The following is a 23,738-nucleotide window of genomic DNA, read 5'->3' on the forward strand; positions in this document are numbered from 1 at the left end:
GCTAGCTAACGATGTGCCGGCGATTCAGCTACGCATCGATGCTGTGGGTGGCCCGATCCACGAGGTTGAAGACCGTGTACGGATCACGTCCGCCGAACAACAGCGAGATCACGATTGCTGCCATGGCCTCGAGGTGGTGCGCGTGTCGGAGGTCGCCGATCAGCAGTGGTTCGCCGCCAAGGTCGGTGATGAGCTGCCGGGTCATGTCCAGTGCGGCCGAATGTTCACCGCAGTAGGGAACCACGAGACGGCGATTGTCGAATACCGGCGGTTCCATCTGCCACACGTGCGCCTCGCAGAGGTTGAACGCCTTGACGACGTGACCGCCGGTGGCCGACTCGATCTGCTGTGCCATCGACAACCCGGGTTCGGTGACCAGTGTGAAGTGTTCGATCTCGACTGGGTTGTTGCAGTCGACGATCGGTTTGCCGCGCAACCCGTCACCGATCTCGGCCAAGGTTGCCGGCATGCCTTGGTAGAGGACCGCGATCAGCGCGATGTCGCCGAACTCGGCCACCTCCTCGAAGCTGCCGGCGCGGGCGCCCCACTTGCGGGCCAACGCGTCGGCCTTGACTGCCGTCCGGCCTGCGATCATCAACTCGTGGCCGGCCGCCGCCCATCGGGTGCCGAGCGCATCGGCCATCACTCCGGCACCAAGAACACCTATCTTCATGACAGCGACGTTAGGCAGCCGTGGGGCACCATCCGGTTCCCCGTCTGGTCAGCTGCCGTCGTCGACGGCGAGGTCGTCGGCATGGTCCTCGGCCCACCGAGCGAGGACCGACACCGGCCCGAGCAGGCTCTGCCCGAGGTGGGTCAATCGGTACTCCACGCCCGCGGGCGCGGTAGCCAGGACTCGTCGCTCCACGAGGTTGTTGCTCTCCAGCTTGCGCAGTGTCTGAGTGAGCATCTTCTTGCTGATCCCGCCGATTCGATCGCGAAGATCGCTATAGCGGTGCGGACCACGTCCCAGCCCGAACACCACGACCACCGACCAGGTGTCAGCCACCAGTTCCAGCGTCGTACGGGCAGGGCAATCAGCGAGAAACACGTCGTAGTCACTCACGCAACGCCCACCTTCGCTCCTCGTCATGCCCTCCGGCGGTCAGCCCGGGGCCTGCTCGATCATGGCAGAACCGCTTGGCGTGGTCGTGCTGGCAATCTTCGCCTCAATTTTCTCCGGCTTTCTGAGCGCGTCGCTGGCGAACCGTATTGGTTGGGAGGCGGCGCCGGCGCACGAGGCCAACCTCGACCAAGATCAGAAGTAGCCGCCGACCGGGCGCGGCCTCGCGCCGATCACCATCTGCAGCGGGGCCCCCTGCCGGTGGGCACATCCGGCTTTGCCGCTGATCGAGTGTCTCCTGGTTTGGATGGCCTAACGATCCTCTATCTTGCCGGCATCCTCTTCTAGTTCGTGAGGTGGGCCCGCAGGGTGTGGGCGTCCGGGGCGGTGGCGGTCCACAGTGTTGCCGGGCCGCCGGCCAGCGGCAGTCGGGCGACGGCCGCGTCGGGCCGGACGTGCGGCGGCTCGGCGGGTCGCGACGGGTCGACCACCAGCAGCGAGCCGGTGGCCGGCGCGCCGTCGAGCACCGCCGGCCCGGCCCACCCCGGTGCCTGTGGGCCCACGGCCAGGGACTGCCGCAGCAGCGGCCGGCCCGCGTAGTCGACCTGGGTGTGCACGACGGCCCCGCCGGGCGTCTCGCCGTACCGGCCGCAGATCAGCTCGTCGCGCCAGCGCAGGCTCGCCCCGTCCGCCAGGTCGATCCTGGATTCGGCGAGATGCGCGCAGCCGGCCGCCGCGACCAACTGTTCCGGAAGCCAGTGCAGCGTGGCCCCGGCCCGCACGACAGCCCGCACCGCCATCCGGGACACCGCGCCCGGTCGGCCCGGTAGGGCGATCGACGCGGCGACGGTGTGCACCCGGACCGCCGCGCCCGGTCCCACCTCGATGTCCAGGCGCAGATCGTCACCGGCGATCGGCCCGGCCGCCCCGCCGACGAGGTGCACGGTGGCGACACCGCCGTCGGCCGGGGTCTGGCGCAGCAGCAGTGGCGTCTCGCCGTGCAACTCGACCAGGACCGTCCCACCCCGACCGTCGGCCCGAGCGACAATCCGGGCGGACGCCCGCATCAGAGCGGGCCGACCGGCACGGCGAGGGGGTGGGCGGTGGCGTGGTGGGCCAACTCGTGCCGGATCCAGTCGGCGACCGTGCTCGCCGTCGGGTCGCCCACGATGGACAGGAAGATGGTCGGCAGGTCGCCACGTCGGGCCCGCGCGTCGCGGTCCATCACGGCGAGGTCCGCGCCCACCATCGGCGCCAGGTCGGTCTTGTTGATCACGAGGAGATCGGCGGCGGTGACGCCGGGTCCGCCCTTGCGCGGCACCTTGTCCCCTCCCGCCACGTCGACCACGAAGATCTGCCGATCGACCAGGCCCCGGCTGAAGGTCGCGGTCAGGTTGTCCCCACCGCTCTCCACCAGGACCAGGTCCAGCGGGCCGACCGCCTCGGCCAACTCGTCCACGGCGTCCAGGTTGGCGCCGATGTCGTCGCGGATCGCGGTGTGCGGGCAGCAGCCGGTCTCCACCGCGCGGATGCGCGCCGGGTCCAGCACTCCGGCCCGCCTGAGGAAGTCGGCGTCCTCGGTCGTGTAGATGTCGTTCGTCACCACACCGAGCCGCAACTCGTCGGCGAAGGCACGGCAGAGCGCGGCCACCAGCGCCGTCTTTCCGGACCCGACCGGGCCACCGATGCCGACCCGCAGGGCACGGTCCGCCTGCGCCAGCGGCGGATGCGGGTCGACCCCCGGTTCCGGATGGGTGTGCGGGACGCTCTCGTCGTGCGGTTGGCCGTTCGGTGACGGGGTGATCGGTTCGACAGCGGGCCCAGCGCTCGGCACAACAGTGTCAGGACGCAAAGAGACGCACCTCCCAGGTGGCATGGTTTTCGGCATGGATGTCGGCGAGTGGAGCGGCCGCGGCCGGCAGCCGCTCCGGTGGATCGTCGGCGGCCCGCGCCGCGTCGGCGGCCGTGCCGTCGCAGGCGTCGGCAAGACCGACGAGCAGGGCCTGGACCTGGTACGGGTCGAGGCCGAGCAGGCGTACGCCGGCGCTGGCCGCACCGGTCAGCGTCCCGTACGCGGCGACCGTGGCGGTCTCGACGCGGGACAGCCCGGCCGCGGCACAGAGCAGCCCCAGCACCAGCGGTTGGTGCACGCCGCAGGACGTCGCGGGTAGGTCACCGAACGGCGCGTCCGGCCAGATGGCCCGGCCGGCGCGCAGCAGCGCTCGACCCTGCCGGCGGGAGATCGTCCGCAGGGTCGGCGACGCGGTACGCGCGTCCAGCTCCACGTCGAGCTGGGCCAGTAGGGCCGACCGGGCGACGGACCCGGGCTCCACCGCTCGGTGCGCGGCCGCCGCGAAGGCCGCGCCGACCAGGCCGGCGGTGGCCAACCGTCCGACCAGGAACGCCTCCAACGAGGCCAGGTCGGTGACCCGGCCCGCGGCGACGGCCGCTTCCAGACCGCCGGAGTGCGCGTGCGCCCCGGCCGGGAAGCGCCCGTCGGCCAACAGCAACAGCAGGCTCGATGTCGCCATCAGAACAGGAAGTACCGCTGGGCCATCGGCAGCCGGGTCACCGGGTCGGGCTCCACCACCACCCCGTCGATGCGGACCGTGAACGTGTCCGGGTCCACCTCGATGCGGGGCATCGCGTTGTTCTCCGGCAGGTCGGCCTTGCCCCGCGACCGCACGTCGCGCACCGGCACCACCCGGCGTCGGACGTCCAGACGGAGTCCCGCGTCCAGGGCCGCCGGCGCCACGAAGGCCAGGCTGGTGGCGGCCGCCGCCGCGCCGTACGCCCCGAACATCGGCCGCGGCAACATCGGCTGCGGCGTGGGGATCGACGCGTTGGCGTCACCCATCTGGGCGTACGCGATCATGCCGCCCTTGATGACCAGGTGTGGTCGTACGCCGAAGAACGCCGGGTCCCAGAGCACCAGGTCGGCGAGCTTGCCCGGCTCGACCGAGCCGACCTCGTCCTCCAACCCGTTGGCCATGGCCGCGCAGATGGTGTACTTCGCGACGTACCGTCGGGCCCGGTGGTTGTCGGCGGCGCCGTCGCCCGGCAGCGCGCCGACCCGGTCCTTCATGACGTGCGCGCTCTGCCAGGTTCGCATGATCACCTCACCGACCCGGCCCATCGCCTGCGCGTCCGAGCCGATGATGGAGATCGCGCCCAGGTCGTGCAGCAGGTCCTCGGCGGCCATCGTGGACGGCCGGATCCGGCTCTCGGCGAAGGCCAGATCCTCCGGCACCGACGGGTTGAGGTGATGGCAGACCATCAACATGTCCAGGTGCTCGGCGAGCGTGTTCGCGGTGTACGGCCGGGTCGGGTTTGTCGACGACGGCAACACGTTCGGCTCACTGGCCACCGTGATGATGTCCGGTGCGTGCCCGCCCCCGGCGCCCTCGGTGTGGTACGAGTGGATGGCCCGGCCGCCGATCGCCCGCAGGGTGTCGGCGACGAAACCGGCCTCGTTGAGCGTGTCGGTGTGGATCGACACCTGGACTCCGGACGCGTCCGCCACCCGCAGGCAGGCGTCGATCGCCGCCGGTGTGGTGCCCCAGTCCTCGTGCAGCTTGAACCCGCCCGCGCCGGCCCGCAACTGCTCCCAGAGCGCCTCGGTGGAGACGGTGTTGCCCTTGCCGAGCAGCAGCACGTTCACCGGCAGCGTGTCCAGGGCCTCGTGCATCCGGGCCAGGTGCCAGGCGTTCGGGGTGACGGTGGTGGCCCGGGTCCCCTCGGCCGGTCCGGTGCCGCCGCCGACCATCGTGGTGATGCCGCTGGCCAACGCCTCGGTGACGATCTGCGGGCAGATGAAGTGCACGTGGGTGTCCACCGCGCCGGCGGTGAGGATCCGACCGTTGCCGGCGATCACCTCGGTGGCCGGGCCGATGACCAGGTCGGGGTGGACGCCGGGCATGGTGTCCGGGTTGCCGGCCCGGCCGAGTGCCACGATCCGCCCGTCGCGCAGCCCCACGTCGGCCTTGACCACACCCCAGTGGTCGAGGACCACGGCGCCGGTGATGACGGTGTCCAGCGCCCCTTCGGCACGGGTCGCTCGGGACTGCCCCATGGACTCGCGGATGACCTTCCCACCGCCGAAGACCGCCTCGTCGCCGCCGACGCAGTGGTCGGTCTCCACCTCGATCAGCAGATTGGTGTCGGCCAGCCGGATCCGGTCACCGGTGGTCGGCCCGTACAGGTCGATGTAGCGGTCCCGCCGCACGGCGCTCACCGCGACGACCCGCCGGCGTCCGGCGCGTCCAGCGGACCGGCGCACTCGCCCCGCAGTCCGGGCACGACGCGCGCTCCCCCGAACGGGACGAGGTCGACGCTGCGGCTGATGCCCGGCTCGAACCGAACCGAGGTGCCCGCCGGCACCGCGAGCCGTTGCCCCCAGGCGGCGTCCCGGTCGAACGCCAGCGCCGGGTTGGACTCGGCGAAGTGGTAGTGCGAACCCACCTGTACCGGCCGGTCGGCGGTGTTCACCACGAGCACTGTGGTCACCGGACGGCCCACGTTGATCTCGACCGGGCCGGCGGCCGGCAGGATCTCCCCCGGGATCACGGGATCGGGTGGTGCACCGTCACCAGCTTGGTGCCGTCCGGGAACGTTGCCTCCACCTGCACCTCCCTCAGCAGCTCGGGGATGCCGTCCTGGACGTCGTCGCGGCTGAGCACGGTCCGGCCCGTCGACATGAGATCGACCACCGACTGGCCGTCGCGGGCCCCCTCCAGCAGGAACGCGGTGATCAGCGCGACCGCTTCGGGATAGTTGAGGCGCAGGCCGCGTTCACGGCGGCGGCGGGCGACATCGGCCGCGACATGGACGAGCAGGCGGTCCTGCTCGTGCGGGCTGAGAAACACGGGGCTCTCCCGGTGGGGTAAGCGTGCCCCGCTCGTCGTCGGCTCCGCACTGAGCCGCGCGCCGGGCAGCAACACACCCGGGAGTACGAGCTGGAGTCACACGACCGCCGAGCCGCCGCCGACGGGTCGACCCGGGACTCCACCATCCCGGCCCGAACGACGGGCAACCGGCGGTGTCCGGTCGGATGCGGACCGCACCGCCCACCGCTGAGCAGACCGTAGAGGATCGCCACCGACCAAGGCAACAGTCGACCACGGATGGGTCGGGCACCCGCGTGTCCTGGTCCGCGGCGGCGTGCGGTCCGGTGAGAGCATGACCTGGGCGGGCTTTCCGCCGTCCCGGTCGGGCTGCGGCGCGATCGGGCACCGGCCACTGGGGAGGCACCCGATGCAGGAGTCAGCGCCCGCGGCGAACGGTGACGGCGAGCGGCGGCTGCGGACGCTCACCGTGGTCGGGGTGGCCGCCAACGTCCTCGGCGTGGTCACGGCGGTGGAGAGCGTGCTGCGCCGGGACGCGCTGCTGATCGCCCTCGCCCTCACCGCCGTGTTGCTGCTCGGAGGGTTCTGGTTCTGGTACCGACGGACCAGGTTGGCGATCACGCTGCTCGCGCTCGGCTGTGTGCTGCTCGGCGGTGTCGCGGCGACACAACTCGGCCGCTCGTCGGCGCCACCACCCGTCGCCGGTGACACCTCGACGCCCACACCGTCGGCAGCGGGCGGCGCTTCCCCGCCGGCCACCGCCGCCACCCCGACCGTGGGGGCCTCTCCGACGCCAGCCACCCCGAGCGCCAACGGTACGGCCGTGGTCGACCCGGACACGCCGCGCGTCCTCGTGGAGCGCAACGTGGTGCTGCCCCGCGCTGCCGCGATCGACGTGGATAAGCCGAATCAGCAGGTCGTCGTGAAACACGCCGGCGGGGCCACCGACGGGCTCGACCTGTACCACGACTGGGCGGACCTCCGGTCGGACAACATCCAGGTGGCCAACCCGCCGAACGTCTACCAGTACTCCGGCGGCGACCCCCGCCGGGCGTACCAGGACTGCGCCCAGGGCGGCTCCGGGTCGGCGCGGGCGTCGTTCACGCCGGGGGCGGACTTCTGCTTCCGCACCTCGGAGGGGCGCGTGGGGTTCGCGACCATCGCCCCGCCCGGCAGGGATCAGGTGTTCGTCGTCCGCGTCGTGGTCTGGGACGCCACCGGCGTCTGAGGTCGGCGCGCGGGACGGCTGTTCCGGTGCGGGCGTTCGCCGTACCGGACCGTTCGGGGACAACCCGGTGGACGCCGAAATGCTACGAAGGGGACGTGCCTGACCTGACTGGTTTCCCTGCCGCCTCGTCCCTCACGACTCCGCGACTGCTGTTGCGCCCCTTGCGGGGCGATGATCTGGACGCGTTCGCCGCGGTCAACGCGCAGCCCGAGGTGATGCGCTACATCCATGACGGCCGCACCCTGGACCGGGCCGCGACCGCGGAGCGTCTGGCCACCTACCAGCGGCACTGGGACGAGCACGGTTTCGGCCTGTACGGGGTGGAGGTCAGAGAGACCGGCGAGCTGGCCGGTTTCACCGGACTGGCGACGCCGACCTTCCTGCCCGAGATCATGCCGGCCGTGGAGATCGGCTGGCGGCTCGGCCGCGCGTACTGGGGTCGGGGCCTGGCCACCGAGGCGGCCCAGGCCGTTGTCGCCCACACCCGTGCCGCGCTCGCCCTGCGGCGGTTGGTCAGCATCCACGTCGTCGGCAACGAGGCGTCGGCGCGGGTGATGGTCAAGCTGGGCATGTCGCTGGAGCGCGAGACGGTGCAGCCGGACACCGGCCGCCGGGTCCGGGTCTACGCGATGGACCTGTAGGCGGTGGATCCTCTGGCTGGGCTGGGACACCCGGTACACGGGTCGACGAGCAGACCGGCGCGACCAGCGGCCCGTAGAATCGGGGCATGGCCCTGCGACCGGCTCATGTGAACATCAAGGCAGTCGATCCCGTCGCGGTCGGCGAGTTCTGGGCTCAGGCGCTCGGCTGGAACGCGTTCCACCCCGGCGTCACCACGTACGTCGGGCCCCGAGCCGAGCTGGTCTGGCCGGACCCGGACTTCCTGGGCATCGACATCGTCCCGGTCCCCGAGCCGAAGACAGCGACAACGAGCCGCATGCGTCTCGAACTCGCCAGCAGCTCGCCCGGACACCGGGCCGAGCTGCTGGCCCGGTTGGAGAGGCTTGGCGCGAAACCCGCCGGCGCCGATCGGCTCGGCGCGTCCTGCGCCCTGCTGGCCGATCCGGAGGGCAACGAGTTCTGCGTACCAGGACCGCAGGAGACCGGCCGGGACACCGGCCCCATTTCCGCGGTGGTCATGGACTGCACCGACCCGCCCGCCATGGCTCGCTTCTGGGGCGCGGCGATCGACTGGCCCGTGGTTGCCGTCACCGGCGAGCGGGCCACCCTGCGGTCCGGCCGCGGCACCGGACCGGACCTCACCTTCGTCCGCGTCCCCGGCACCACGCCCACACTCGACCGGCTGCACCTCGACCTGCGGCCCGACACCGGCGACGACCAGGCCGCCCAGGCCGTCCGCCTGCGCGCGCTCGGTGCCGCCGATCTCGACGTGGGCCAGGGCGGCGACGTCTCCTGGATCTGCCTGACCGACCCTGACGGACATGAGCTCTGCGTCCTCGCCGCTCCCGGGGGCGAGTCCGGCTGATCAGGCCGGAACACCCGCGCCGGAGTCAGCGGCCCGGCCCGGGGGCAGCAGCCAGAGGTAACCCGCCTCTTCCCGGACGGGAAGCGGCTCGGCCGGTTTGCCGTCCGGGCGGTTGACACACAGGCCGTTCGGCCCGAAACGCCGGCGGCGCACCGGGGACTAGAGCGCGCGGATCGGAGATCAAAGCATGCGCGCTTGCCCTTGATCGACGAGCGCGCGCACGATGCGAGAGGCCAATTTCGGACAGTTGGAGAATTGGCCGAGGCATTCAGCGTGGTCATTCGGGATTTTTCGGGTTGTGCCCTTTCTTCCAAACCCTGGACCGGTTGATAACAGGCGTCATACCTTCGATGCGGGAGCGCCAATATCCTTATCGCCTGTCGGATGAGCGACCGGCCGAAACGGCCAGATCCGCCCCGCCGGAGAAGGCAATCGGAAAGGGACCGAGTTATGCCTGATTCCCCGTACCCAAATCCACCCGATCCCGCCGACGCGTCGTTCACCAGGCGCGTACTCCTCCGCATCGGCGGCGTGCTCGGCCTGACTGCCGCCGGCATCGCCGCGGTCGGTGCCGGCGCGTCAGCGAATGGCACCGGCGCGCCGGCTGTCCCGGACGCGCCGGGCGGATTCGGCGCCCCGCCGGCACCGGGGATCGCCCCCCAGCAGGCGAACCGGGCCCACACCGGGAGCATTACCGACGTCCGGCCGGGCCAGGCGACGGGGCCCGCGCCCGGCACCGCCTCCGGGGCCCGTCTCGCCCCCAACCACAGCCGCATCATCAACACCCCGCTGAGCCGCCGCCCGGCGCCGTGGACCGTGGAGGGCTGAGCGATGCAGCTGCATTTCCGCAACAGCTACGGCCCTCGGATCTGGGTCGCGATCATGTACTACGACACCGGCTGCAACTCCGACGGTTCCTCGTGGGCAACCCGGGGCTGGTGGACCATCGACAACGGCGGCCAAGCGTACGTGCTGAACACGAACAATCGCTACGCCTACTACTATGCCGAGGCCGCCGATGGCACGGTGTGGACCGGCCCGTACGGACCCATCTACGTCCCGCAGACCGCCTTCAGCTGGTGCTCGAATACCGGCAGTACCAACGCGCGGGTCGTCGGGCTCCGCGAGGTCTACATACCCAGCGACAAGCACACGATCAATCTCGTACCGTGAGCCGCCACTCCCGCTCGGGCCCGATCCGGGCGTGGATGACGAGCGACCTTCATGATCGGCGAGCCAGAACCCAGCCGGGCCGGTCGGTCAGTGGGCCGCGGCCGGCTGCGGCGTGGGCATCGCGGCGAACGGCACATCGATGTTCTCCGCCACGCCGGGCGGTCCGTCGGGGTGCCGCCACAGTCCGCGGTCGCGCAGGATCGGCAGCACGCCCTCGCCGAACCAGTACGCCTCCTCCAGGTGCGGATAGCCGGAGAGGATGAACTCGTCGATCCCGAGCGCGTGGTACTCGGCGATCCGGTCGGCGACCTCGGTGTGGCTGCCCACGAGCGCGGTGCCGGCCCCGCCGCGGACCAGCCCGACCCCGGCCCACAGGTTGGGTGCGACCTCCAGGCCGTCGCGGGAGCCGCCGTGCAGGTCGAGCATCCGGCGCTGCCCCTCGGACTCGCTGCGGCGCAGCCCGTCCTGCACGGCCCGGATGTCGGCCTCGGCGATCCCGTCGAGCAGCCGGTGGGCCTGCGCCCAGGCCTGCTCGGCGGTGTCCCGGGCGATGACGTGCAACCGGATGCCGAACCGCAGCTCGCGCCCGGCGTCGGCGGCCAGCGCCCGGACCCGGGCCAGTTTGGCGGCGACAAGCGCCGGGGGTTCGCCCCAGGTCAGGTAGACGTCGCTGTGCCGTACCGCCACCGGCAGGGCGGCGGCCGACGACCCACCGAAGTAGACGGGTGGGACCGGGTCGGGTAGCCGGTGCAGCCTCGCCTGCTCGACGCGTACGTGGGTGCCGGCGTGGTCGACCGTCTCGCCGCGCCAGAGCGCGTGCGCCACGTGCAGGAACTCGTCGGCCCGCGCGTACCGGGCGTCCTTGTCCAGGAAGTCACCGTAGGCCCGCTGCTCCGACGACTCGCCGCCGGTGACCACGTTGAGCAGCAGCCGGCCCCGGGACAGCCGTTGGAAGGTCGAGGCCATCTGGGCGGCCAGGGTGGGTGAGGTCAGCCCGGGTCGGAAGGCGACCAGGAACTTGAGGCGCTCGGTCACCTCGGTCAGCATCGCCGTGCTCAGCCAGGCGTCCTCGCACCAGGCGCCCGTCGGGGTGAGCGCGCCGACGAAGCCGAGCTGCTCGGCGGTGCGGGCGATCTGTCCCAGGTACGCCACGCTGGCCGGGCGGGCTCCTCCGGCGGCGCCTGTCGGTACGCCGTGTCCGCCGCCGACGATGTCCCGGCTGTCGCCGTTGGTGGGCAGGAACCAGTGGAAGGTGAGGGTCATCGCGGCTCTTTCCTCCAGCGGGGACGGGCGGCGCACGCGGTGCGGCGGGCACCTCCTGAGGGGTGGGACGATCGCGCCGACAGCCTACCCATAAAACCTATCGGGTTAGTAGGCTACCGCCCACGCACTCACGCCGGTCGACGCGGCCCGGCACACCTGACCACCCAAGGAGCCGCCATGCGTACCCCCTCGGTCCGCCGTCCCCCGCACCACAGTCGCCTGGCCACCGCCGCGCTGACGACCGTGGCCCTACTCGCCACGGCCGTCCTGAGCGCCTGTGGCGGCTCGGCCGACGCCGGGGAGGGCGGGGGCAAGCTCCGGATCGGGTACCAGCGCTTCGGCGGCCTCAGCCTGGTCAAGGCGCGCGGCGCCGCGCCGGACGTGGAGTGGTCGCTGTTCGAGAGCGGCCCGGCGCTCACCGAGGCCCTCAAGGCCGGCTCGATCGACATCGGACAGGTCGGCGAGGCCCCACCCGTCTTCGCCGCCGCCGGGAAGATCCCGTTCTCCATCATCGGGACCTCGGCGCCGATTCCGCAGGGTGAGGCGGTGCTCGTCAAGGCCGACCGGGGTTACCGCAGCTTCGCCGACCTCAAGGGCAGGACGGTGGCGCTGAACAAGGGGTCCAACGTGCACTGGCTGCTGGTCCAGCTCCTCAAGGCGAACAACATGACCCTGAAGGACATCCAGGTCAAGTACCTCAAGCCCGCCGAGGGGCGACCCGCGTTCGACGGCGGCCAGGTCGACGCCTGGGTGATCTGGGACCCGTACTTCGCGCTGGCCGAGCAACCGGGGGTCCAGGTGCTCGCGGACGCGACGGGTCTGGCCAGCAACCGGGAGTACGTCCTGGCGGCCCCGGACGCCGTCACGAAGCGGTCGGACGACGTCAAGGAGTTCCTCCAGCGCTACCGGGAGGTGACCGACTGGGGCATCGCCCATCCCGAGGAGCGGGCCAGCACCCTCGCGCCGGAACTGAAGATCCCGCAGGACGTCACCAGCCGCGCCCTGGCCCGCAGCGCCCGGCCGCTGGCCCCGGTCAGCCCGGCCATCGGCGACGAACTCCAGGCGATCACCGACAGCTTCATCGCCCTGGAGCTCATTCCCGGGCCGGTCGACCTGCGGTCCCGGGTCGACGACCGGTTCAGCGCGGTCTTCCAGTGAGCCGGACCACGCTCGCCGAGGCACCCGACGAGGTCGTGACCGCCGCGCCCGCTTTGCCTCGGCGTCCCCGGCCGACCCGGCGCTACCGGCGGCTGATCAGCCCGGTGGCGCTGGTGCTGGGCTGGGAGTTGGCTGCCCGGACCGGGTTGCTGGCACCGGAGAAGCTGCCCGCGCCCAGCGACGTCCTCGCCACCGGCTGGCGGCTGACCCGGGACGGGACGCTCCTCGTGCACCTGCTGGACTCCCTCACCCGCGCCGGGGCGGGGCTGCTGATCGGCGGCGTCCTGGCGCTGGTCCTGGGCACGGTGGCGGGGCTGCTGCGCCTCGGCGACGACCTGGTCGACCCACCGGTGCAGATGGCCCGGATGCTGCCGCACCTGGGCCTGGTCCCGTTGCTGATCATCTGGGTGGGGATCGGCGAGTCACTCAAGATCAGCCTGGTGGCCCTGGGCGCGTTCTTCCCCATCTACTTCAACACCTACGCCGGCATCCGGGACATCGACGAGCGGCTGGTGGAGGCCGCCCGTACCTGTGGGCTGGGCCAGGCCGCCCGACTGCGGCACGTGGTGTTGCCCGGCGCGCTGCCGTCGCTGTTCCTCGGCCTGCGCCTGGCGATCGGCGCGGCCTGGCTCAGCCTGGTCGTCGGCGAACAGGTAAACGCCCAGACCGGCATCGGCTTTCTGATGATGGAGGCGCGGGAGTTCAGCCAGACCGACGTGGTGGTGCTCGGCCTGCTCGTCTACGCCCTGCTCGGGCTGATATCCGACCTTGCGTTGCGGGTGCTGGAGAGGAGGATGTTGACATGGCGTCGCGGATTGCGGGCCACCTGACCGGTACGACGCCGGTGTTGACCGCGCACGCGGTGCACCGGGCGTTCGGGCCGACTGTCGTGTTGGCCGGAGTCGACCTGACCATCGCCCGGGGCGAGGTGGTGGCGCTGCTGGGCGGCAGCGGCTCCGGCAAGAGCACCCTCCTGCGGATCCTCGCCGGGCTGGACGGCGAGGCCAGCGGCGACATCGTCGTGCACGGCACCGCCGCCGTGGTCTTCCAGGAGCACCGGTTGCTGCCCTGGAAGCGGGTGGCGCCAAACGTCGGGCTCGGGCTGACCGGCGCGGACACCGCCGGCCGGATCGGCCGCGCGCTGGCCGAGGTCGGGCTCGCCGAACGGGACCGCGCCTGGCCGGCGGAGCTGTCCGGTGGGCAGGCGCAACGGGTCGCCGTGGCACGGGCCCTGGTCCGCGAACCGGACCTGTTGCTGCTCGACGAGCCGTTCGGGGCCCTGGACGCGCTGACCCGCCTGCGGATGCAGGTCCTGCTGCGCCGGCTGCGCGCCGAGCACGGCTTCGCCGCCCTGCTTGTCACCCACGACGTGGAGGAGGCGCTGTTGCTCGCCGACCGGATCCTGCTCCTCGACGAGGGCCGCATCGCCGCGGACCTGCCCGTCGACCTGGCCCCCACCCGTACGCCGGACGACCCGGCCTTCGGCGCGCTGCGCCGGCACCTGCTCGACCGACTCGGCGTACCCACCACCTGACGAGCGGAGACCCGATGACCCGCTGGACCCCCGATCCCACGTTCTATCCCTCCCCGCGGGAGGCGGTGGCCGCGCCGGCGGAGAAGCTCGCCTACGTGGCGGCCTTCGACCGGACGGCCACACGTCCGGACGCCATCGTGGTGCTGGACACCGACCCCGACTCCCCCACCTACGGCACCGTGGTCGGCTGGACGGACCTGCCGCACCTCGGCGACGAGCTGCACCACTTCGGGTGGAACGCGTGCAGCAGCGCGCTCTGCCCGACCGCCCCGCACCCGCACGTCGAGCGGCGCTACCTGATCGTGCCCGGTCTGCGGTCGTCGCGCATCCACGTGCTCGACACGCAGCCCGATCCGCGCCAGCCCCAGGTGGTAAAGGTCATCGGCCCGGAGGAGTTGGCGAAGAAGGCCGGCTACTCGCGCCCGCACACCGTGCACTGTGGTCCGGACGGCATCTACCTCTCCGCCCTCGGCGGCGCGGACGGCGCGGAGGGGCCGGGCGGCATCGCCATCCTCGACCACACCACGTTCGACGTACGCGGGGCGTGGGAGTCCGACCGGGGTCCGCAGTTCCTGGCGTACGACGTGTGGTGGCACCTCACCCAGGACGTGCTTGTCACGAGCGAGTGGGGCACCCCGTCGATGATCGAGGACGGGATCGTCGGCGAGTTGCTGCTGGGCCGACGCTACGGCCACGCGATCCACTTCTGGGACCTCGCGAAGCGTCGACACGTGCAGCGCGTCGACCTGGGCGATCAGTACCAGATGCCGCTGGAGCTGCGCCCCGCGCACGACCCGACGAAGTCGTACGGGTTCGTCGGGGTGGTGATCAGCGTCGAGGACCTGTCCGCCTCGGTGTGGCTGTGGCACCGCGACGGCGACGCCTGGGCGGTCACCAAGGTGATCGACATCCCGGCGGAGCCGGCCGACCCGGCCGATCTGCCCGACCTGCTCAAGCCGTTCGGCGCGGTGCCGCCGCTGGTGACCGACATCGACCTGTCCGTCGACGACAGGTTCCTCTACGTCTCCTGCTGGGGCACCGGGCAGCTCCGCCAGTACGACGTCAGCGACCCGCTGCACCCCGTGCAGACCGGCTCGGTACGCCTCGGCGGGATCGTCCGCCGCACCGCGCACCCGTCCGCGCCGGATGAAGCCCTCGCGGGCGGCCCGCAGATGGTCGAGGTCAGCCGCGACGGCCGGCGGGTCTACGTCAGCAACTCCCTCTACGGCGCCTGGGACGACCAGTTCTACCCCGACGGGGTGGGGGCCTGGCTGGCGAAGCTCGACGTCGACACCGACGCCGGCGGGCTCACCGCCGACGAGAGGTTCTTCCCGCACGGGGAGGAGTTCCGCGGGCTGCGGGTGCACCAGACCCGGTTGCAGGGCGGGGACGCGTCCTCCGACTCGTACTGCTTCCCGTGACCGTCGCCACCTGGGTGACGCTCGCCGCGCTCGGCGCGTTCCACGGTCTGAACCCGGCGATGGGTTGGCTGTTCGCGGTGGCCCGGGGTCTGCAGGAGCGCAGCCGGGCGGCACTGCTGCGGTCGCTGCCGCCGATCGCGGCGGGGCACCTCGCCTCGGTGGGTATCGTCGCGGCGCTGGTCAGCGCGACCCGGTCGGTGACGGCGAGCACCGCCCTGGCGGTGGTCGGCGGTGTGCTGCTCGTCGCGTTCGGGCTGTGGCGGCTGCTCTCCGAACGGCACTTCCGCTGGGCGGGGATGCGGCTGTCCTCGGCGCAGCTCGCCGGCTGGTCGTTCCTCATGTCGTCGGCGCACGGCGCGGGGTTGATGCTGCTGCCGCTGCTGGTGGCCGCGCCGGTGTCCGGGGGTCATGCCGGGCACCTGGCCGCCGCGCCGGTCGGTGCGCTGTCCGGGCTCGCGGCGGCGGGGGTGCACACCGTGGCCATGCTCGGCACGGCCCTGGTCGTGGCGATGCTCGTCTACCAGGTGCTCGGGGTCGGGGTGCTGCGTCGGGCGTGGTTCAACGTGGATCGGCTCTGGGCCGGCGTGCTTGTCGCGGCCGGGCTGGTGACGCTCATCCGGTCGTGAACGACCATCGTGGATGAAGTGAACCTGTGATCTGATGTTTCCGTGACCACTCCCACTCCTCTCATGCGGCTGGTGGCCGGTGTCTGGGGGTTCAAGACCCTCGCCGTCGGCGTCGAGCTGGGCCTGTTCACCCGGCTGGCCAGCGGGCGGACGATGACCGTCGACGAGGTCGCCGCCGAGTTCGGGCTGCCCGACCGGCCCGCGGACCTGTTGCTGGCCGCCAGCGCCTCGCTCGGCCTGCTGGAGAAGGCCGGCGACGGCTACCGCAACACGGAGTTGGCCGAGCAGTTCCTGGTCGAGGGTCGCCCCTACTACTTCGGCGCGCAGGTGCGCTACTCGGACCTGCGCACCTACCTGCCCTGGCACCGCATCGGCGAGGCCCTGCGCACGGATCGGCCGTTGACCTGGGACCCGGAGGCCCAACAGTCGATGTTCGACACCGAAGATCCGGCGATGCTGGCCCAGTTCTGGGACGCGATGTTCTCCACGTCGAGCTTCACCGCCAGCGCGTTGGCCGACGCGTACGATTTCTCCGCGCATCGCCGCCTGCTCGACGTGGGCGGCGGGGCGGGCGCGTTCCCGATCGAGTTCTGCCGCCGCCTGCCCGACCTGCGGGCCACCGTGCTGGACCTGCCGCACGTGTGCGAACGGGCGCGGGAGCGGATCGCGGAGGCCGGTCTGACCGAACGGATCGAGGCGGTCGCCGGGGACTTCCTCGTCGACCCGGCGCTGCCGGGCGGGCACGACGTCATCCTGCTCAGCATGATCCTGCACGACTGGGACGAGCCCACGAACCGGGCGCTGCTGGCCCGCTGTCACGCGGCGCTGCCGCCCGGTGGGGCGATCGTCGTCTGTGAGCTGCTGCTCAACGACGAGCGCACCGGGCCGCCGGAGGCGGCGCTGATGGGCATGAACATGCTCGTCGAGACCGAGGGCGGGCGCAACTACTCGGGCGCGGAATACCGTGCCTGGCTCACCGACGCCGGTTTCGTCGACGTGCGTACGGTGCCGTTCGACGCCCCCGGCGCCAACGGCGCGGTGGTGGCGCACCGGCCCTGACCGACGCGGCACCCGGCCCCGGTGCGAACCCTGGGCCGGGTGTCGCGGCGTCTCACGACGCCGGCGTCCGATCGGCTACCGGTACGGGTCAGGCGCGAGCCTTGGCCGGCTGCTTCATGAAGTCCATGATCGCCTTGTTGACCTCGTCGGCGTGGGTCCACGGGATGCCGTGCGGAGCGCCCTTGAGAGTGACGAGGTTGGCGGTGGGCATCATCGGCCCCAGCCGCTGACCGGTCACCGGATAGGGCAGCACCCGGTCCTGGTCACCCTGCATGATCAAGATCGGTACGTCGATCTTCGACAGGTCCTGGCGGAAGTCCTCCTGCCAGGCGTCCACACTGTCGTGGGTGGCCTTGGCCGAGGCCATCGCGCCGATCTGCCAGTGCCCCCGATACGCGTCCTCGCTGACCCGCTTGCCCATGTTCTGGTCCGGGTTGAAGAACGCGTCGCAGAACGACGTCAGGTACGCGTAGCGGTCCTTGATGATGGCGTCCTGGAAGCCCTTGAAGAGGCTCGTGTCGACGCCCTCCGGGTTGTCCTTCGCCTTGGCCAGCATGGGTTGCAGCGGGCTGAGGAGAACGCCGCGACTCACTCGGCGGGAGCCGTAGTTGGCCAGGTAGCGGACCACCTCGCCGGTGCCCATCGAGTGGCCGACCAGGGTCGCCTCGTTCAGGTCCAACTCGGTCATCAGCACGTCGAGGTCAGCCGCGAACGTGTTGTAGTCGTACCCGAAGGCTGGTTGCGCCGAGTTGCCGTAACCGCGTCGATCGTAGGTGATCGTCCGGTATCCGGCCTTGAGGAGCGCGTTTGTCGCCTTCTCGAAGGTCGCCCCGTTGAACGGGAAACCCGCGATCAGCACGACCGGCTTACCGGAACCGTGATCCTCGTAGTACAGGTCGATGGGCGCGGAGTTTTCCGTACCCACGGTGATGAAAGGCATGTTTGTCTCCTGCTCCGGTCTCGGGCTGTCGGACGTCGCGGCTTTCCCGCCGAGTCGGCGGATATGCCGGCGGTGGGAATCGCCCAGCACGCCGGATCGGGGTGTGCCGATCGGGGCACGAGCGCCTAGCCTCGACGTGTGAGTCCCTCCCCCCGGCTGCGGGCCGTCAGCGACCTGCACATCGCCTACCCGGAGAACCGCGCGTTCGTGCAGGAGCTGCGCCCGGAGCACGACGGTGACTGGCTGCTCGTCGCCGGCGACGTTGCCGAGCGGTACGCCGACGTCCAGTGGGCACTGGAGGTGCTGAGCAGCCGGTTCGCCACCGTCGTCTGGGCGCCGGGCAACCACGAGTTGTGGACCCCACCGAACGACCCGGTGCAACTGCGCGGCGAGGCGCGTTACCAGGAGCTGGTCCGACTGTGCCGTGGGCTGGGCGTCGTCACCCCGGAGGATCCGTACCCGGTCTGGGACGGCGTGGGCGGCCCGGCCACGATCGCCCCCCTCTTCGTGCTCTACGACTACACGTTCCGGGTGCCGGCGGCGCGCACCAAGCAGGAGTCACTGGATCTGGCGCACGCGGCCGGGGTGGTGTGCACGGACGAGGCGCTGCTGCACCCCGACCCCTACCCGAGCCGCGAGGCGTGGTGCGACGCCCGGGTCACCGAGACCGAACGCCGGTTGGCCGCACGCGACCCGGCCCTGCCGACCGTGCTGGTCAACCACTATCCACTGGTGCGCGAGCCGACCGACATCCTGTGGTACCCGGAGTTCGCCCAGTGGTGCGGCACCGTCCGCACCCGCGACTGGCACCTGCGCTTCGGCGCGGCCACAATGGTCTACGGGCACCTGCACATCCCCCGCACCACGTTCCATGACGAGGTGCGGTTCGAGGAGGTCTCGCTGGGCTACCCGCGCGAGTGGCGGCGGCGCGGGCCGGTGCCCGATCCGGTGCGCACCATCAACCCCGCCGAGGACCTCCGCCGGATGCGGGGCCTCTCCGATTCCTCCCGACCGGTCAGCGGGTAGAGACGGGCAAGGAGAGCGGATCTGATGAAATTTCTTCTCACGTCGTCGGGCATCTGCAACCCGAGCATCTCCGACGCGCTCGTCGACCTGCTGGGCAAGCCGATCGCCGAGGCCACGGCCCTGTTCGTCCCCACCGGCATCTACCCCTTCCCCGGCGGAGCCGAGCGGGCGTGGACGGCGATCCACGGCCGGGCTGAGATCCCGCTGACCCAGCTCGGTTGGAAGTCCCTGGGGATCCTGGAACTCACCGCGCTGCCGACCATTCGACAGGAGAACTGGGCCCCGGCGGTCCGGGAGGCCGATGCCCTCCTGGTCTGGGGCGGCGACGTGCTGTACCTGACCTACTGGCTCCGCCAGTCGGGCCTGGCCGATCTCCTGCCGTCGCTGAGTGACACGGTTTATGTGGGGGTCAGCGCCGGGAGCATCGCGGTCACCCCGTACAACTGCGACGCCGAATTCGACCTCGCATTCGTCCCGGACGGCAGCGACATGGCGCAGGGTGCCGACCGGGCGCTGGGGCTTGTGGACTTCACGTTGTACCCCCACCTCAATCATCCGGACATGGAGGACACCACGCTGTCCGACATCCAGAAGTGGGCCTCCGGAATCCCGATCCCGACCTACGCCATTGACGACAGCACCGCCATCAAGGTGGTCGACGGCACCGTCGAGGTCATCTCCGAAGGAGACTGGAGGCTGATCAACCCCTGACCGAGACGACCCTCCGGCCGAGCCAGCCCACATCGGGCGGGTCCACAACCAAGGCCTGTTCCATAAGGGCGGCCGAAGAGACGTGGGCCGACAGACCCCGACAAACGGGACCCGAACTGGCCCACGGAACCGGGCCCGTCGACCTGGTTAACTCGGGATGGCACGATGCGTGCCGTGGGTTGGTTTCTGGTGGTGACGCCCCTGCATCAGGCGGCCGAGAATGGTGGACTCGAGTGGGCGGCCAGCGCTGAGTCGTCCTTCGGTCTGCCCGAGGAGCCACCACCGGTCCGTGCGCTACCGACGGTGCGGCAGGTGTTGACCGCGTTCCAGGAGGCTGGCTGTCACGGCACGCCGTGGTTCCAGATCGCGGGGCATGACCTGGTCGCCGACCTCGCCGGCTGCCCGGACCCGACCACCTGCGCGTCGCTGGGTGGCCTGGACCTGGGCGAGGTCAGGCTGGGTGTCGATGGAGCCAGCGGCGACGAGCCGGTGGCGTTGCACCAGGCGGTGACCGACATCGGATTCCGCAAGCCGTCGGGTCGCGCTGTCCTGGCCGCTTCGGTGGCGCTGGCGGTGCAGGCCGGGCCGTTGCTGTTGCTCGACGACAGCGGCTCCTGCGCGTTCGTCGTGTCACCGGGCGACGACCCGACCAACCTGGCCATGCACTGGCCGTGGTAGTCATACCGCCCTATTGACAGCTCTGCTCGCCGACGCGAGCCCACATGAGGCCAGGATCAACTCGGTCTTAGCGATATCGCGGTGTCCCAGCGGCTCGGACACCCCGGCTTCACCGAAACCGAGTCGATCATCACCGCTTTCCCACCAGTCGGGAGGCTGACCCGGCGAGTCAGGGCCGGGTGAGGCCGACCAACGTCGCCAGTCGCGTCACGCCGGCCGGCACCGGCTTCGCGCGGGCGACATCGGCGATGAGGGTACGCGCCAACGGCCGGCACCGGACCTCGGCGGGCGCGACACTGTCCGCGTCGACGATGGCACGCGCCGCGCCACGCAGGTCACCCAGTTGCAGGTACGCCCGCGCCGCGTCGAGCAGGTAGGCGCCCCGATGCTCGGCCGGCAACCGTCGCCACGCCTCCCGCCGAACGACGCTCACATGCCGACGCACCGCCTCGTCGGCGTTACCCCGTTGCGCCGCCAGCAGCACCCGCGCCAGCTCGACCACAGCCGGCCCGAAGCTGGTGCGGTGCTCATCGTCGTACCCCCTCAGGCCGGCGGCGATGCCCGCGGCCCGGTCGGTCAGCTCGTCGGCGCGGCGGTGCTCGCCGGAGCCGGCGGCGGCCAGCGCCGCTTGGAGCAGCAGCGTCCCCGCCAGGGCCCACTCCCCCGGCGACCGTTGCGGTCTGATGCGATCCGCTGCGGCGAGCGTCGCGGCCAGGGCGAGGCGGTCGCGGCCCGACGCGCGCAGCGCCTGCCCGACCGACACGGCCGCCGTCGCCGCGAGCGCCGGATCGTCACCCGCCACTGCCATCGCCCGGTCGGCGCTCAGCCACCCGAGGTCGGCCTCACCGAGCTTGACCAGCAACGCGGAGGTGATCCGGTACGTCTGCACCCGCAACTCCGGTGACCGCACGCCCTGCACGACATCGAGCAGGCTCGGCAACACCCGCACCAACTGCGCGTAGTGCGCGTGCTGGTAGGTCAACCAGGCGTGCCCGATCTGCCTTCTTGCCTCTTCCGTCGTCTGCCGGGTGGCTTCCGGTGCGTCGTAGCGGGCGAGAGCGGCCCGGATCTCGTCCACCCCGTCGAGAGCGCCGCCCGGCGTCCTCCGCGGCTGCTGGCCGAGCAGCACCTCCGGGTCGACCCGCAGCACCTCGGCCACTTCATGGATCACCGAGTACCGGTCCAGGGCGCGCACACCCCGCTCGACCTTGTCGACCCAACTCTTCGACCTACGCAGCCGGTCGGCGAGTTGCTGCTGCGTCATCGAGCGCCGTACCCGCCAGCACGCGACCCGGCGGCCAATCGGCAGGTCATCACTTGTCACGCCGCCACCGCCGATCCGGCACCGCGCGAGTCGTGTCCTCCACCGGTACGCGCTCCGCCTCCGCCTGTGCCAGGAGACGCTGTTTGGCCGCCTCACGCTCGACCGCGTCCGACTCTTCGCCCTTGCTGGCTGGCTCGTCGCTCCGCATGCCCACCTCCGTCAACCGGCGCACCGCAACTCCTCCATCTGCAAGGCCTTCGTGGACAGGGTTCGGGTCGCGCAGAGCGCCAAACTTTGGCTGGGCCGCCCTTGTCCTGCCCGGACGACAGGTCTTGCAGAACCAGACTCCGCCGATCGGTAGTGACAACTTCACCGCGAGTCACGGACGAGTGGGGACGTCCTTGGTAGGTTGAGTCGTCCCGTTGTCGTCCCCCAAGCCCAGTGAGCAGGAGACGCGATGCCGAACGACCGTCTTCGCAACGGGATGCTCAAGAAGGGTCTGACGGCATCGACGCTGGCCGACAAACTTGGTGTCGACCCGAAGACTGTCGAGCGGTGGGTGACGCAGACCCGCAACCCGTACCCGCGCTATCGGCACTCCATCGCCGAACTGCTCAACGAGAGTGAGTCGTACCTCTGGCCGGACGCGCTTCCAACGCAGCGAGCCGCGCAGATCAGCCAATCGGAACTGGTCCACATCTACCCGCGCCGCGGAGCCGTCCCCACCGACCTCTGGCAGCACCTCTTGGAGCAGGCCACCCGCCAGGTCGGGGTCCTGGTCTACGGAGGACTGTTCCTGCCGGAGTTCAACCACCGCTGGATCCCGACGCTTCGAGAGAAGGCGTTGGCCGGGGCGCAGGTGGAGTTGCTGTTCGGCGACCCGGAGGGCGAGCACATCGCCGAACGTGGAGATGCCGAGGGCATCGGCCCAGCCATGTCCAACAAGATCCTGAACGCGTTGGCCTTCTACAAAGACCTTCGGGACCTGGACAACGTCGGGATCTACTTCCACGACACGATCCTCTACAACTCCATCTACCGCTTCGACGACGAGATGCTGATCAACACCCACCTGTACGGCACGCCGGCTGCGTACTCCCCCGTGCTGCACCTGCGGCGTCTTGGCGGCGGCGACCTGTTCGACAGCTACGTCGCCAGCTTCAATCGAGTCCTCGGCAAGAAGCGGACCGTCTGGCCCGAGCACTGATCCGCCCGGTGAGAGGTTGACGGCATGGCCCGGATCGAGCACTTCAACAACCCCAACGCCCCGAAGCCCAACAGCATCGTCGTAGCCGTGACCGTCTTCGTCCAGGATGGCCATGGGCGGGTGCTGCTCATCCAGCGGACCGACAACGGCCTGTGGGCGCTACCCGGCGGCGCCCAGGATTTCGGCGAGTACATCGCCGAAACGGCGGTGCGGGAGACGCGCGAGGAAACCGGTATCGAAGTCAAGGTGACCGGGATAGTCGGGATCTACTCCGACCCTAGACATGTGGTGGAGTACAGCGACGGCGAGGTGCGGCAGCAGTTCTCGATCTGTTTTCGGGCTCTGTACCTTTCTGGCTACCCGAGGACCAGCGATGAGTCCTCGTCGGTGGTTTGGGTGGCCCGCGACCAACTAGACCAGCTACCAATCCACCCGTCGATGCGGCTCAGGGTTGACCGTGGATTCGAGCGGCTTCCCGCCCCCTACATCGGCTGAGCTGACAAGCGATGCTGAGTCCTGCGTATGGCGTGTCGGAGCATCGGCTCAGCCCTCTGCCAGAACCGCGTCACGACGTCGTCCGGCCCGTAGCGCTGTCGGATCTCCGTCAGCCTCTCATCGACGGTGAGGTCCTGACCGTCTGGGCCAGTCGTCATGTCCGCGTACCAGAGCGCATCCGAAGTCGCCGTCTCTTCGCGCGAGAACTCATTGGCCAAAGCCTGTCCCAGACCCCGCTCGTCTGCCTCGTGGACAGCGCAGGAGTGGTGGGCAACCAGAGCCGCGATCCGATCTGCAAAGCCCTGCCGTCGAAGCCATCGTGCACCGTCTAGCGCGTGGAAACCTGTATCGGCGACATCTGGGGCGTACCCGATGTCATGCAGCCACGCAGCAGCGGTCAGCACGTCCGCGTCGTCTCCGACAAGGTACGCAAGCCCTTCCGCCTTGGCCGCCACTGCCTGCACATGCAGCCAGCGTCGGGGTAGGGCGTTTCGCAGATGACGCTGTGAGGTTGCCGCGGCTAGCTGGGAGGAGGGGCCCACGCGCGAATTCTAAAGCCCGA

General features: G+C 70.8%; 30 protein-coding genes. 17 read left to right on the plus strand and 13 right to left on the minus strand.

The window, feature by feature from the left end:
- Positions 1-28: 28 nt before the first annotated feature.
- Both ACPXBU_RS20535 and ACPXBU_RS20540 read right to left on the minus strand, forming a co-directional pair.
- Entirely contained in the window at positions 29-673 is a 645-nt protein-coding gene (locus ACPXBU_RS20535) for an NADPH-dependent F420 reductase (protein ID WP_425759217.1), read from the minus strand.
- 48 nt (positions 674-721) lie between these two features.
- Complete coding sequence (locus ACPXBU_RS20540) at positions 722-1,066, minus strand: winged helix-turn-helix transcriptional regulator (protein ID WP_425759218.1); 345 nt, start codon at positions 1,064-1,066, stop codon at positions 722-724.
- 25 nt (positions 1,067-1,091) lie between these two features.
- Here ACPXBU_RS20540 and ACPXBU_RS20545 point away from each other — a divergent pair, with 25 nt between their 5' ends.
- On the plus strand, positions 1,092-1,268 hold the full coding sequence (locus tag ACPXBU_RS20545) for a hypothetical protein (RefSeq protein WP_425759220.1): 177 nt from the start codon (positions 1,092-1,094) through the stop codon (positions 1,266-1,268).
- Positions 1,269-1,407: 139 nt separating this feature from the next.
- On the opposite strand, the gene ACPXBU_RS20550 is transcribed toward ACPXBU_RS20545, so the two are convergent.
- From ACPXBU_RS20550 to ACPXBU_RS20575, 6 genes are read right to left on the minus strand one after another with little or no spacing between them, the layout of a single operon-like run.
- Entirely contained in the window at positions 1,408-2,130 is a 723-nt protein-coding gene (locus tag ACPXBU_RS20550) for an urease accessory protein UreD (protein ID WP_425759221.1), read from the minus strand.
- Positions 2,130-2,915: an urease accessory protein UreG gene (gene ureG, locus ACPXBU_RS20555; protein WP_425759222.1), complete on the minus strand. Its 786-nt coding sequence runs from the start codon at positions 2,913-2,915 to the stop codon at positions 2,130-2,132. Before ureG ends, ACPXBU_RS20550 begins: the two co-directional genes overlap by 1 nt.
- Positions 2,905-3,594 carry an urease accessory protein UreF gene (locus ACPXBU_RS20560; RefSeq protein WP_425759223.1) on the minus strand — a complete coding sequence of 230 codons (690 nt, stop codon included), beginning with the start codon at positions 3,592-3,594 and terminating at the stop codon, positions 2,905-2,907. The genes ureG and ACPXBU_RS20560 overlap by 11 nt, the downstream gene beginning before the upstream one ends.
- Entirely contained in the window at positions 3,594-5,297 is a 1,704-nt protein-coding gene (locus tag ACPXBU_RS20565; RefSeq protein WP_425759224.1) for an urease subunit alpha, read from the minus strand. Before ACPXBU_RS20565 ends, ACPXBU_RS20560 begins: the two co-directional genes overlap by 1 nt.
- A complete protein-coding gene (locus ACPXBU_RS20570) occupies positions 5,294-5,629 on the minus strand; it encodes an urease subunit beta (RefSeq protein WP_425759225.1) in 336 nt (111 codons plus the stop codon). The genes ACPXBU_RS20565 and ACPXBU_RS20570 overlap by 4 nt, the downstream gene beginning before the upstream one ends.
- Positions 5,626-5,928, minus strand: a complete 303-nt coding sequence (locus ACPXBU_RS20575) for an urease subunit gamma (RefSeq protein WP_355029767.1) — start codon at positions 5,926-5,928, stop codon at positions 5,626-5,628. The genes ACPXBU_RS20570 and ACPXBU_RS20575 overlap by 4 nt, the downstream gene beginning before the upstream one ends.
- A 388-nt stretch (positions 5,929-6,316) precedes the next feature.
- Here ACPXBU_RS20575 and ACPXBU_RS20580 point away from each other — a divergent pair, with 388 nt between their 5' ends.
- The 5 genes from ACPXBU_RS20580 to ACPXBU_RS20600 all read left to right on the plus strand — a co-directional run bounded on the left by ACPXBU_RS20580 (position 6,317) and on the right by ACPXBU_RS20600 (position 9,794).
- Positions 6,317-7,135, plus strand: a complete 819-nt coding sequence (locus ACPXBU_RS20580) for a hypothetical protein (protein ID WP_425759226.1) — start codon at positions 6,317-6,319, stop codon at positions 7,133-7,135.
- A gap of 95 nt (positions 7,136-7,230) precedes the next feature.
- A complete protein-coding gene (locus ACPXBU_RS20585; RefSeq protein WP_425759227.1) occupies positions 7,231-7,776 on the plus strand; it encodes a GNAT family N-acetyltransferase in 546 nt (181 codons plus the stop codon).
- Positions 7,777-7,862: 86 nt separating this feature from the next.
- Entirely contained in the window at positions 7,863-8,621 is a 759-nt protein-coding gene (locus ACPXBU_RS20590) for a VOC family protein (RefSeq protein WP_425759229.1), read from the plus strand.
- Between the two features lie 450 nt (positions 8,622-9,071).
- Complete coding sequence (locus ACPXBU_RS20595) at positions 9,072-9,449, plus strand: hypothetical protein (RefSeq protein WP_425759231.1); 378 nt, start codon at positions 9,072-9,074, stop codon at positions 9,447-9,449.
- A gap of 3 nt (positions 9,450-9,452) precedes the next feature.
- Positions 9,453-9,794 carry a DUF1036 domain-containing protein gene (locus ACPXBU_RS20600; protein WP_393371318.1) on the plus strand — a complete coding sequence of 114 codons (342 nt, stop codon included), beginning with the start codon at positions 9,453-9,455 and terminating at the stop codon, positions 9,792-9,794.
- Between the two features lie 87 nt (positions 9,795-9,881).
- Here ACPXBU_RS20600 and ACPXBU_RS20605 read toward each other — a convergent pair whose 3' ends face one another.
- A complete protein-coding gene (locus ACPXBU_RS20605; protein WP_425759232.1) occupies positions 9,882-11,057 on the minus strand; it encodes an LLM class flavin-dependent oxidoreductase in 1,176 nt (391 codons plus the stop codon).
- Positions 11,058-11,234: 177 nt separating this feature from the next.
- On the opposite strand from ACPXBU_RS20605, the gene ACPXBU_RS20610 reads away from it, so the two are divergent.
- Genes ACPXBU_RS20610 through ACPXBU_RS20635 form a run of 6 tightly spaced genes read left to right on the plus strand, consistent with a single transcriptional unit; the run spans position 11,235 to position 16,855 of the window.
- Entirely contained in the window at positions 11,235-12,215 is a 981-nt protein-coding gene (locus tag ACPXBU_RS20610) for an aliphatic sulfonate ABC transporter substrate-binding protein (RefSeq protein WP_425759233.1), read from the plus strand.
- Entirely contained in the window at positions 12,212-13,045 is an 834-nt protein-coding gene (locus tag ACPXBU_RS20615) for an ABC transporter permease (protein ID WP_393371327.1), read from the plus strand. The genes ACPXBU_RS20610 and ACPXBU_RS20615 overlap by 4 nt, the downstream gene beginning before the upstream one ends.
- Entirely contained in the window at positions 13,018-13,749 is a 732-nt protein-coding gene (locus ACPXBU_RS20620; protein ID WP_393371328.1) for an ABC transporter ATP-binding protein, read from the plus strand. The genes ACPXBU_RS20615 and ACPXBU_RS20620 overlap by 28 nt, the downstream gene beginning before the upstream one ends.
- 14 nt (positions 13,750-13,763) lie before the next feature.
- Positions 13,764-15,170: a selenium-binding family protein gene (locus tag ACPXBU_RS20625; protein ID WP_425759234.1), complete on the plus strand. Its 1,407-nt coding sequence runs from the start codon at positions 13,764-13,766 to the stop codon at positions 15,168-15,170.
- The gene (locus ACPXBU_RS20630) at positions 15,167-15,796 is read left to right on the plus strand and encodes a hypothetical protein (protein WP_425759235.1); all 630 of its coding nucleotides are present in this window, start codon (positions 15,167-15,169) and stop codon (positions 15,794-15,796) included. The genes ACPXBU_RS20625 and ACPXBU_RS20630 overlap by 4 nt, the downstream gene beginning before the upstream one ends.
- Before the next feature lie 42 nt (positions 15,797-15,838).
- A complete protein-coding gene (locus ACPXBU_RS20635; RefSeq protein WP_393371335.1) occupies positions 15,839-16,855 on the plus strand; it encodes a methyltransferase in 1,017 nt (338 codons plus the stop codon).
- Between the two features lie 88 nt (positions 16,856-16,943).
- Here the strand turns inward: ACPXBU_RS20635 and ACPXBU_RS20640 are convergent, their stop codons facing one another.
- A complete protein-coding gene (locus tag ACPXBU_RS20640; RefSeq protein WP_425759236.1) occupies positions 16,944-17,795 on the minus strand; it encodes an alpha/beta fold hydrolase in 852 nt (283 codons plus the stop codon).
- Between the two features lie 138 nt (positions 17,796-17,933).
- Between ACPXBU_RS20640 and ACPXBU_RS20645 the strand changes: the two genes are divergently transcribed.
- The 3 genes from ACPXBU_RS20645 to ACPXBU_RS20655 all read left to right on the plus strand — a co-directional run bounded on the left by ACPXBU_RS20645 (position 17,934) and on the right by ACPXBU_RS20655 (position 20,210).
- Complete coding sequence (locus ACPXBU_RS20645) at positions 17,934-18,821, plus strand: metallophosphoesterase family protein (protein ID WP_425759237.1); 888 nt, start codon at positions 17,934-17,936, stop codon at positions 18,819-18,821.
- Positions 18,822-18,845: 24 nt separating this feature from the next.
- Positions 18,846-19,532, plus strand: a complete 687-nt coding sequence (locus ACPXBU_RS20650) for a Type 1 glutamine amidotransferase-like domain-containing protein (protein ID WP_425759238.1) — start codon at positions 18,846-18,848, stop codon at positions 19,530-19,532.
- 174 nt (positions 19,533-19,706) lie between these two features.
- Complete coding sequence (locus ACPXBU_RS20655; protein ID WP_425759239.1) at positions 19,707-20,210, plus strand: hypothetical protein; 504 nt, start codon at positions 19,707-19,709, stop codon at positions 20,208-20,210.
- Positions 20,211-20,379: 169 nt separating this feature from the next.
- Here the strand turns inward: ACPXBU_RS20655 and ACPXBU_RS20660 are convergent, their stop codons facing one another.
- Both ACPXBU_RS20660 and ACPXBU_RS20665 read right to left on the minus strand, forming a co-directional pair.
- A complete protein-coding gene (locus ACPXBU_RS20660; protein WP_425759240.1) occupies positions 20,380-21,534 on the minus strand; it encodes a helix-turn-helix domain-containing protein in 1,155 nt (384 codons plus the stop codon).
- Positions 21,524-21,706 carry a hypothetical protein gene (locus ACPXBU_RS20665; RefSeq protein ID WP_425759241.1) on the minus strand — a complete coding sequence of 61 codons (183 nt, stop codon included), beginning with the start codon at positions 21,704-21,706 and terminating at the stop codon, positions 21,524-21,526. The genes ACPXBU_RS20660 and ACPXBU_RS20665 overlap by 11 nt, the downstream gene beginning before the upstream one ends.
- Positions 21,707-21,931: 225 nt before the next feature.
- Between ACPXBU_RS20665 and ACPXBU_RS20670 the strand changes: the two genes are divergently transcribed.
- Together ACPXBU_RS20670 and ACPXBU_RS20675 are read left to right on the plus strand one after the other, a co-directional pair.
- Positions 21,932-22,681, plus strand: a complete 750-nt coding sequence (locus ACPXBU_RS20670; protein ID WP_425759242.1) for a helix-turn-helix domain-containing protein — start codon at positions 21,932-21,934, stop codon at positions 22,679-22,681.
- Between the two features lie 24 nt (positions 22,682-22,705).
- Complete coding sequence (locus ACPXBU_RS20675) at positions 22,706-23,176, plus strand: NUDIX hydrolase (protein ID WP_425759243.1); 471 nt, start codon at positions 22,706-22,708, stop codon at positions 23,174-23,176.
- Here ACPXBU_RS20675 and ACPXBU_RS20680 read toward each other — a convergent pair.
- On the minus strand, positions 23,164-23,718 hold the full coding sequence (locus ACPXBU_RS20680; RefSeq protein WP_425759244.1) for an HDIG domain-containing metalloprotein: 555 nt from the start codon (positions 23,716-23,718) through the stop codon (positions 23,164-23,166). The two genes, ACPXBU_RS20675 and ACPXBU_RS20680, sit on opposite strands and share 13 nt — an antisense overlap.
- Between the last annotated feature and the right edge of the window lie 20 nt (positions 23,719-23,738).

Source organism: Micromonospora sp. DT231 (genome assembly GCF_049847025.1).
In the GTDB taxonomy this organism is placed as follows: Bacteria; Actinomycetota; Actinomycetes; order Mycobacteriales; family Micromonosporaceae; genus Micromonospora.

Coding starts and splice junctions, on each gene's coding strand:
- ACPXBU_RS20670 (WP_425759242.1), top strand. CDS start 21,932: ATGCCGAACGACCGTCTTCGCAACGGGATGCTCAAGAAGGGTCTGACG.
- ACPXBU_RS20640 (WP_425759236.1), bottom strand. CDS start 17,795: ATGCCTTTCATCACCGTGGGTACGGAAAACTCCGCGCCCATCGACCTG.
- ACPXBU_RS20580 (WP_425759226.1), top strand. CDS start 6,317: ATGCAGGAGTCAGCGCCCGCGGCGAACGGTGACGGCGAGCGGCGGCTG.
- ACPXBU_RS20545 (WP_425759220.1), top strand. CDS start 1,092: ATGCCCTCCGGCGGTCAGCCCGGGGCCTGCTCGATCATGGCAGAACCG.
- ACPXBU_RS20535 (WP_425759217.1), bottom strand. CDS start 673: ATGAAGATAGGTGTTCTTGGTGCCGGAGTGATGGCCGATGCGCTCGGC.
- ACPXBU_RS20625 (WP_425759234.1), top strand. CDS start 13,764: ATGACCCGCTGGACCCCCGATCCCACGTTCTATCCCTCCCCGCGGGAG.
- ACPXBU_RS20605 (WP_425759232.1), bottom strand. CDS start 11,057: ATGACCCTCACCTTCCACTGGTTCCTGCCCACCAACGGCGACAGCCGG.
- ACPXBU_RS20600 (WP_393371318.1), top strand. CDS start 9,453: ATGCAGCTGCATTTCCGCAACAGCTACGGCCCTCGGATCTGGGTCGCG.
- ACPXBU_RS20620 (WP_393371328.1), top strand. CDS start 13,018: ATGGCGTCGCGGATTGCGGGCCACCTGACCGGTACGACGCCGGTGTTG.
- ACPXBU_RS20560 (WP_425759223.1), bottom strand. CDS start 3,594: ATGGCGACATCGAGCCTGCTGTTGCTGTTGGCCGACGGGCGCTTCCCG.
- ACPXBU_RS20550 (WP_425759221.1), bottom strand. CDS start 2,130: ATGCGGGCGTCCGCCCGGATTGTCGCTCGGGCCGACGGTCGGGGTGGG.
- ACPXBU_RS20595 (WP_425759231.1), top strand. CDS start 9,072: ATGCCTGATTCCCCGTACCCAAATCCACCCGATCCCGCCGACGCGTCG.
- ACPXBU_RS20610 (WP_425759233.1), top strand. CDS start 11,235: ATGCGTACCCCCTCGGTCCGCCGTCCCCCGCACCACAGTCGCCTGGCC.
- ACPXBU_RS20590 (WP_425759229.1), top strand. CDS start 7,863: ATGGCCCTGCGACCGGCTCATGTGAACATCAAGGCAGTCGATCCCGTC.
- ACPXBU_RS20650 (WP_425759238.1), top strand. CDS start 18,846: ATGAAATTTCTTCTCACGTCGTCGGGCATCTGCAACCCGAGCATCTCC.
- ACPXBU_RS20675 (WP_425759243.1), top strand. CDS start 22,706: ATGGCCCGGATCGAGCACTTCAACAACCCCAACGCCCCGAAGCCCAAC.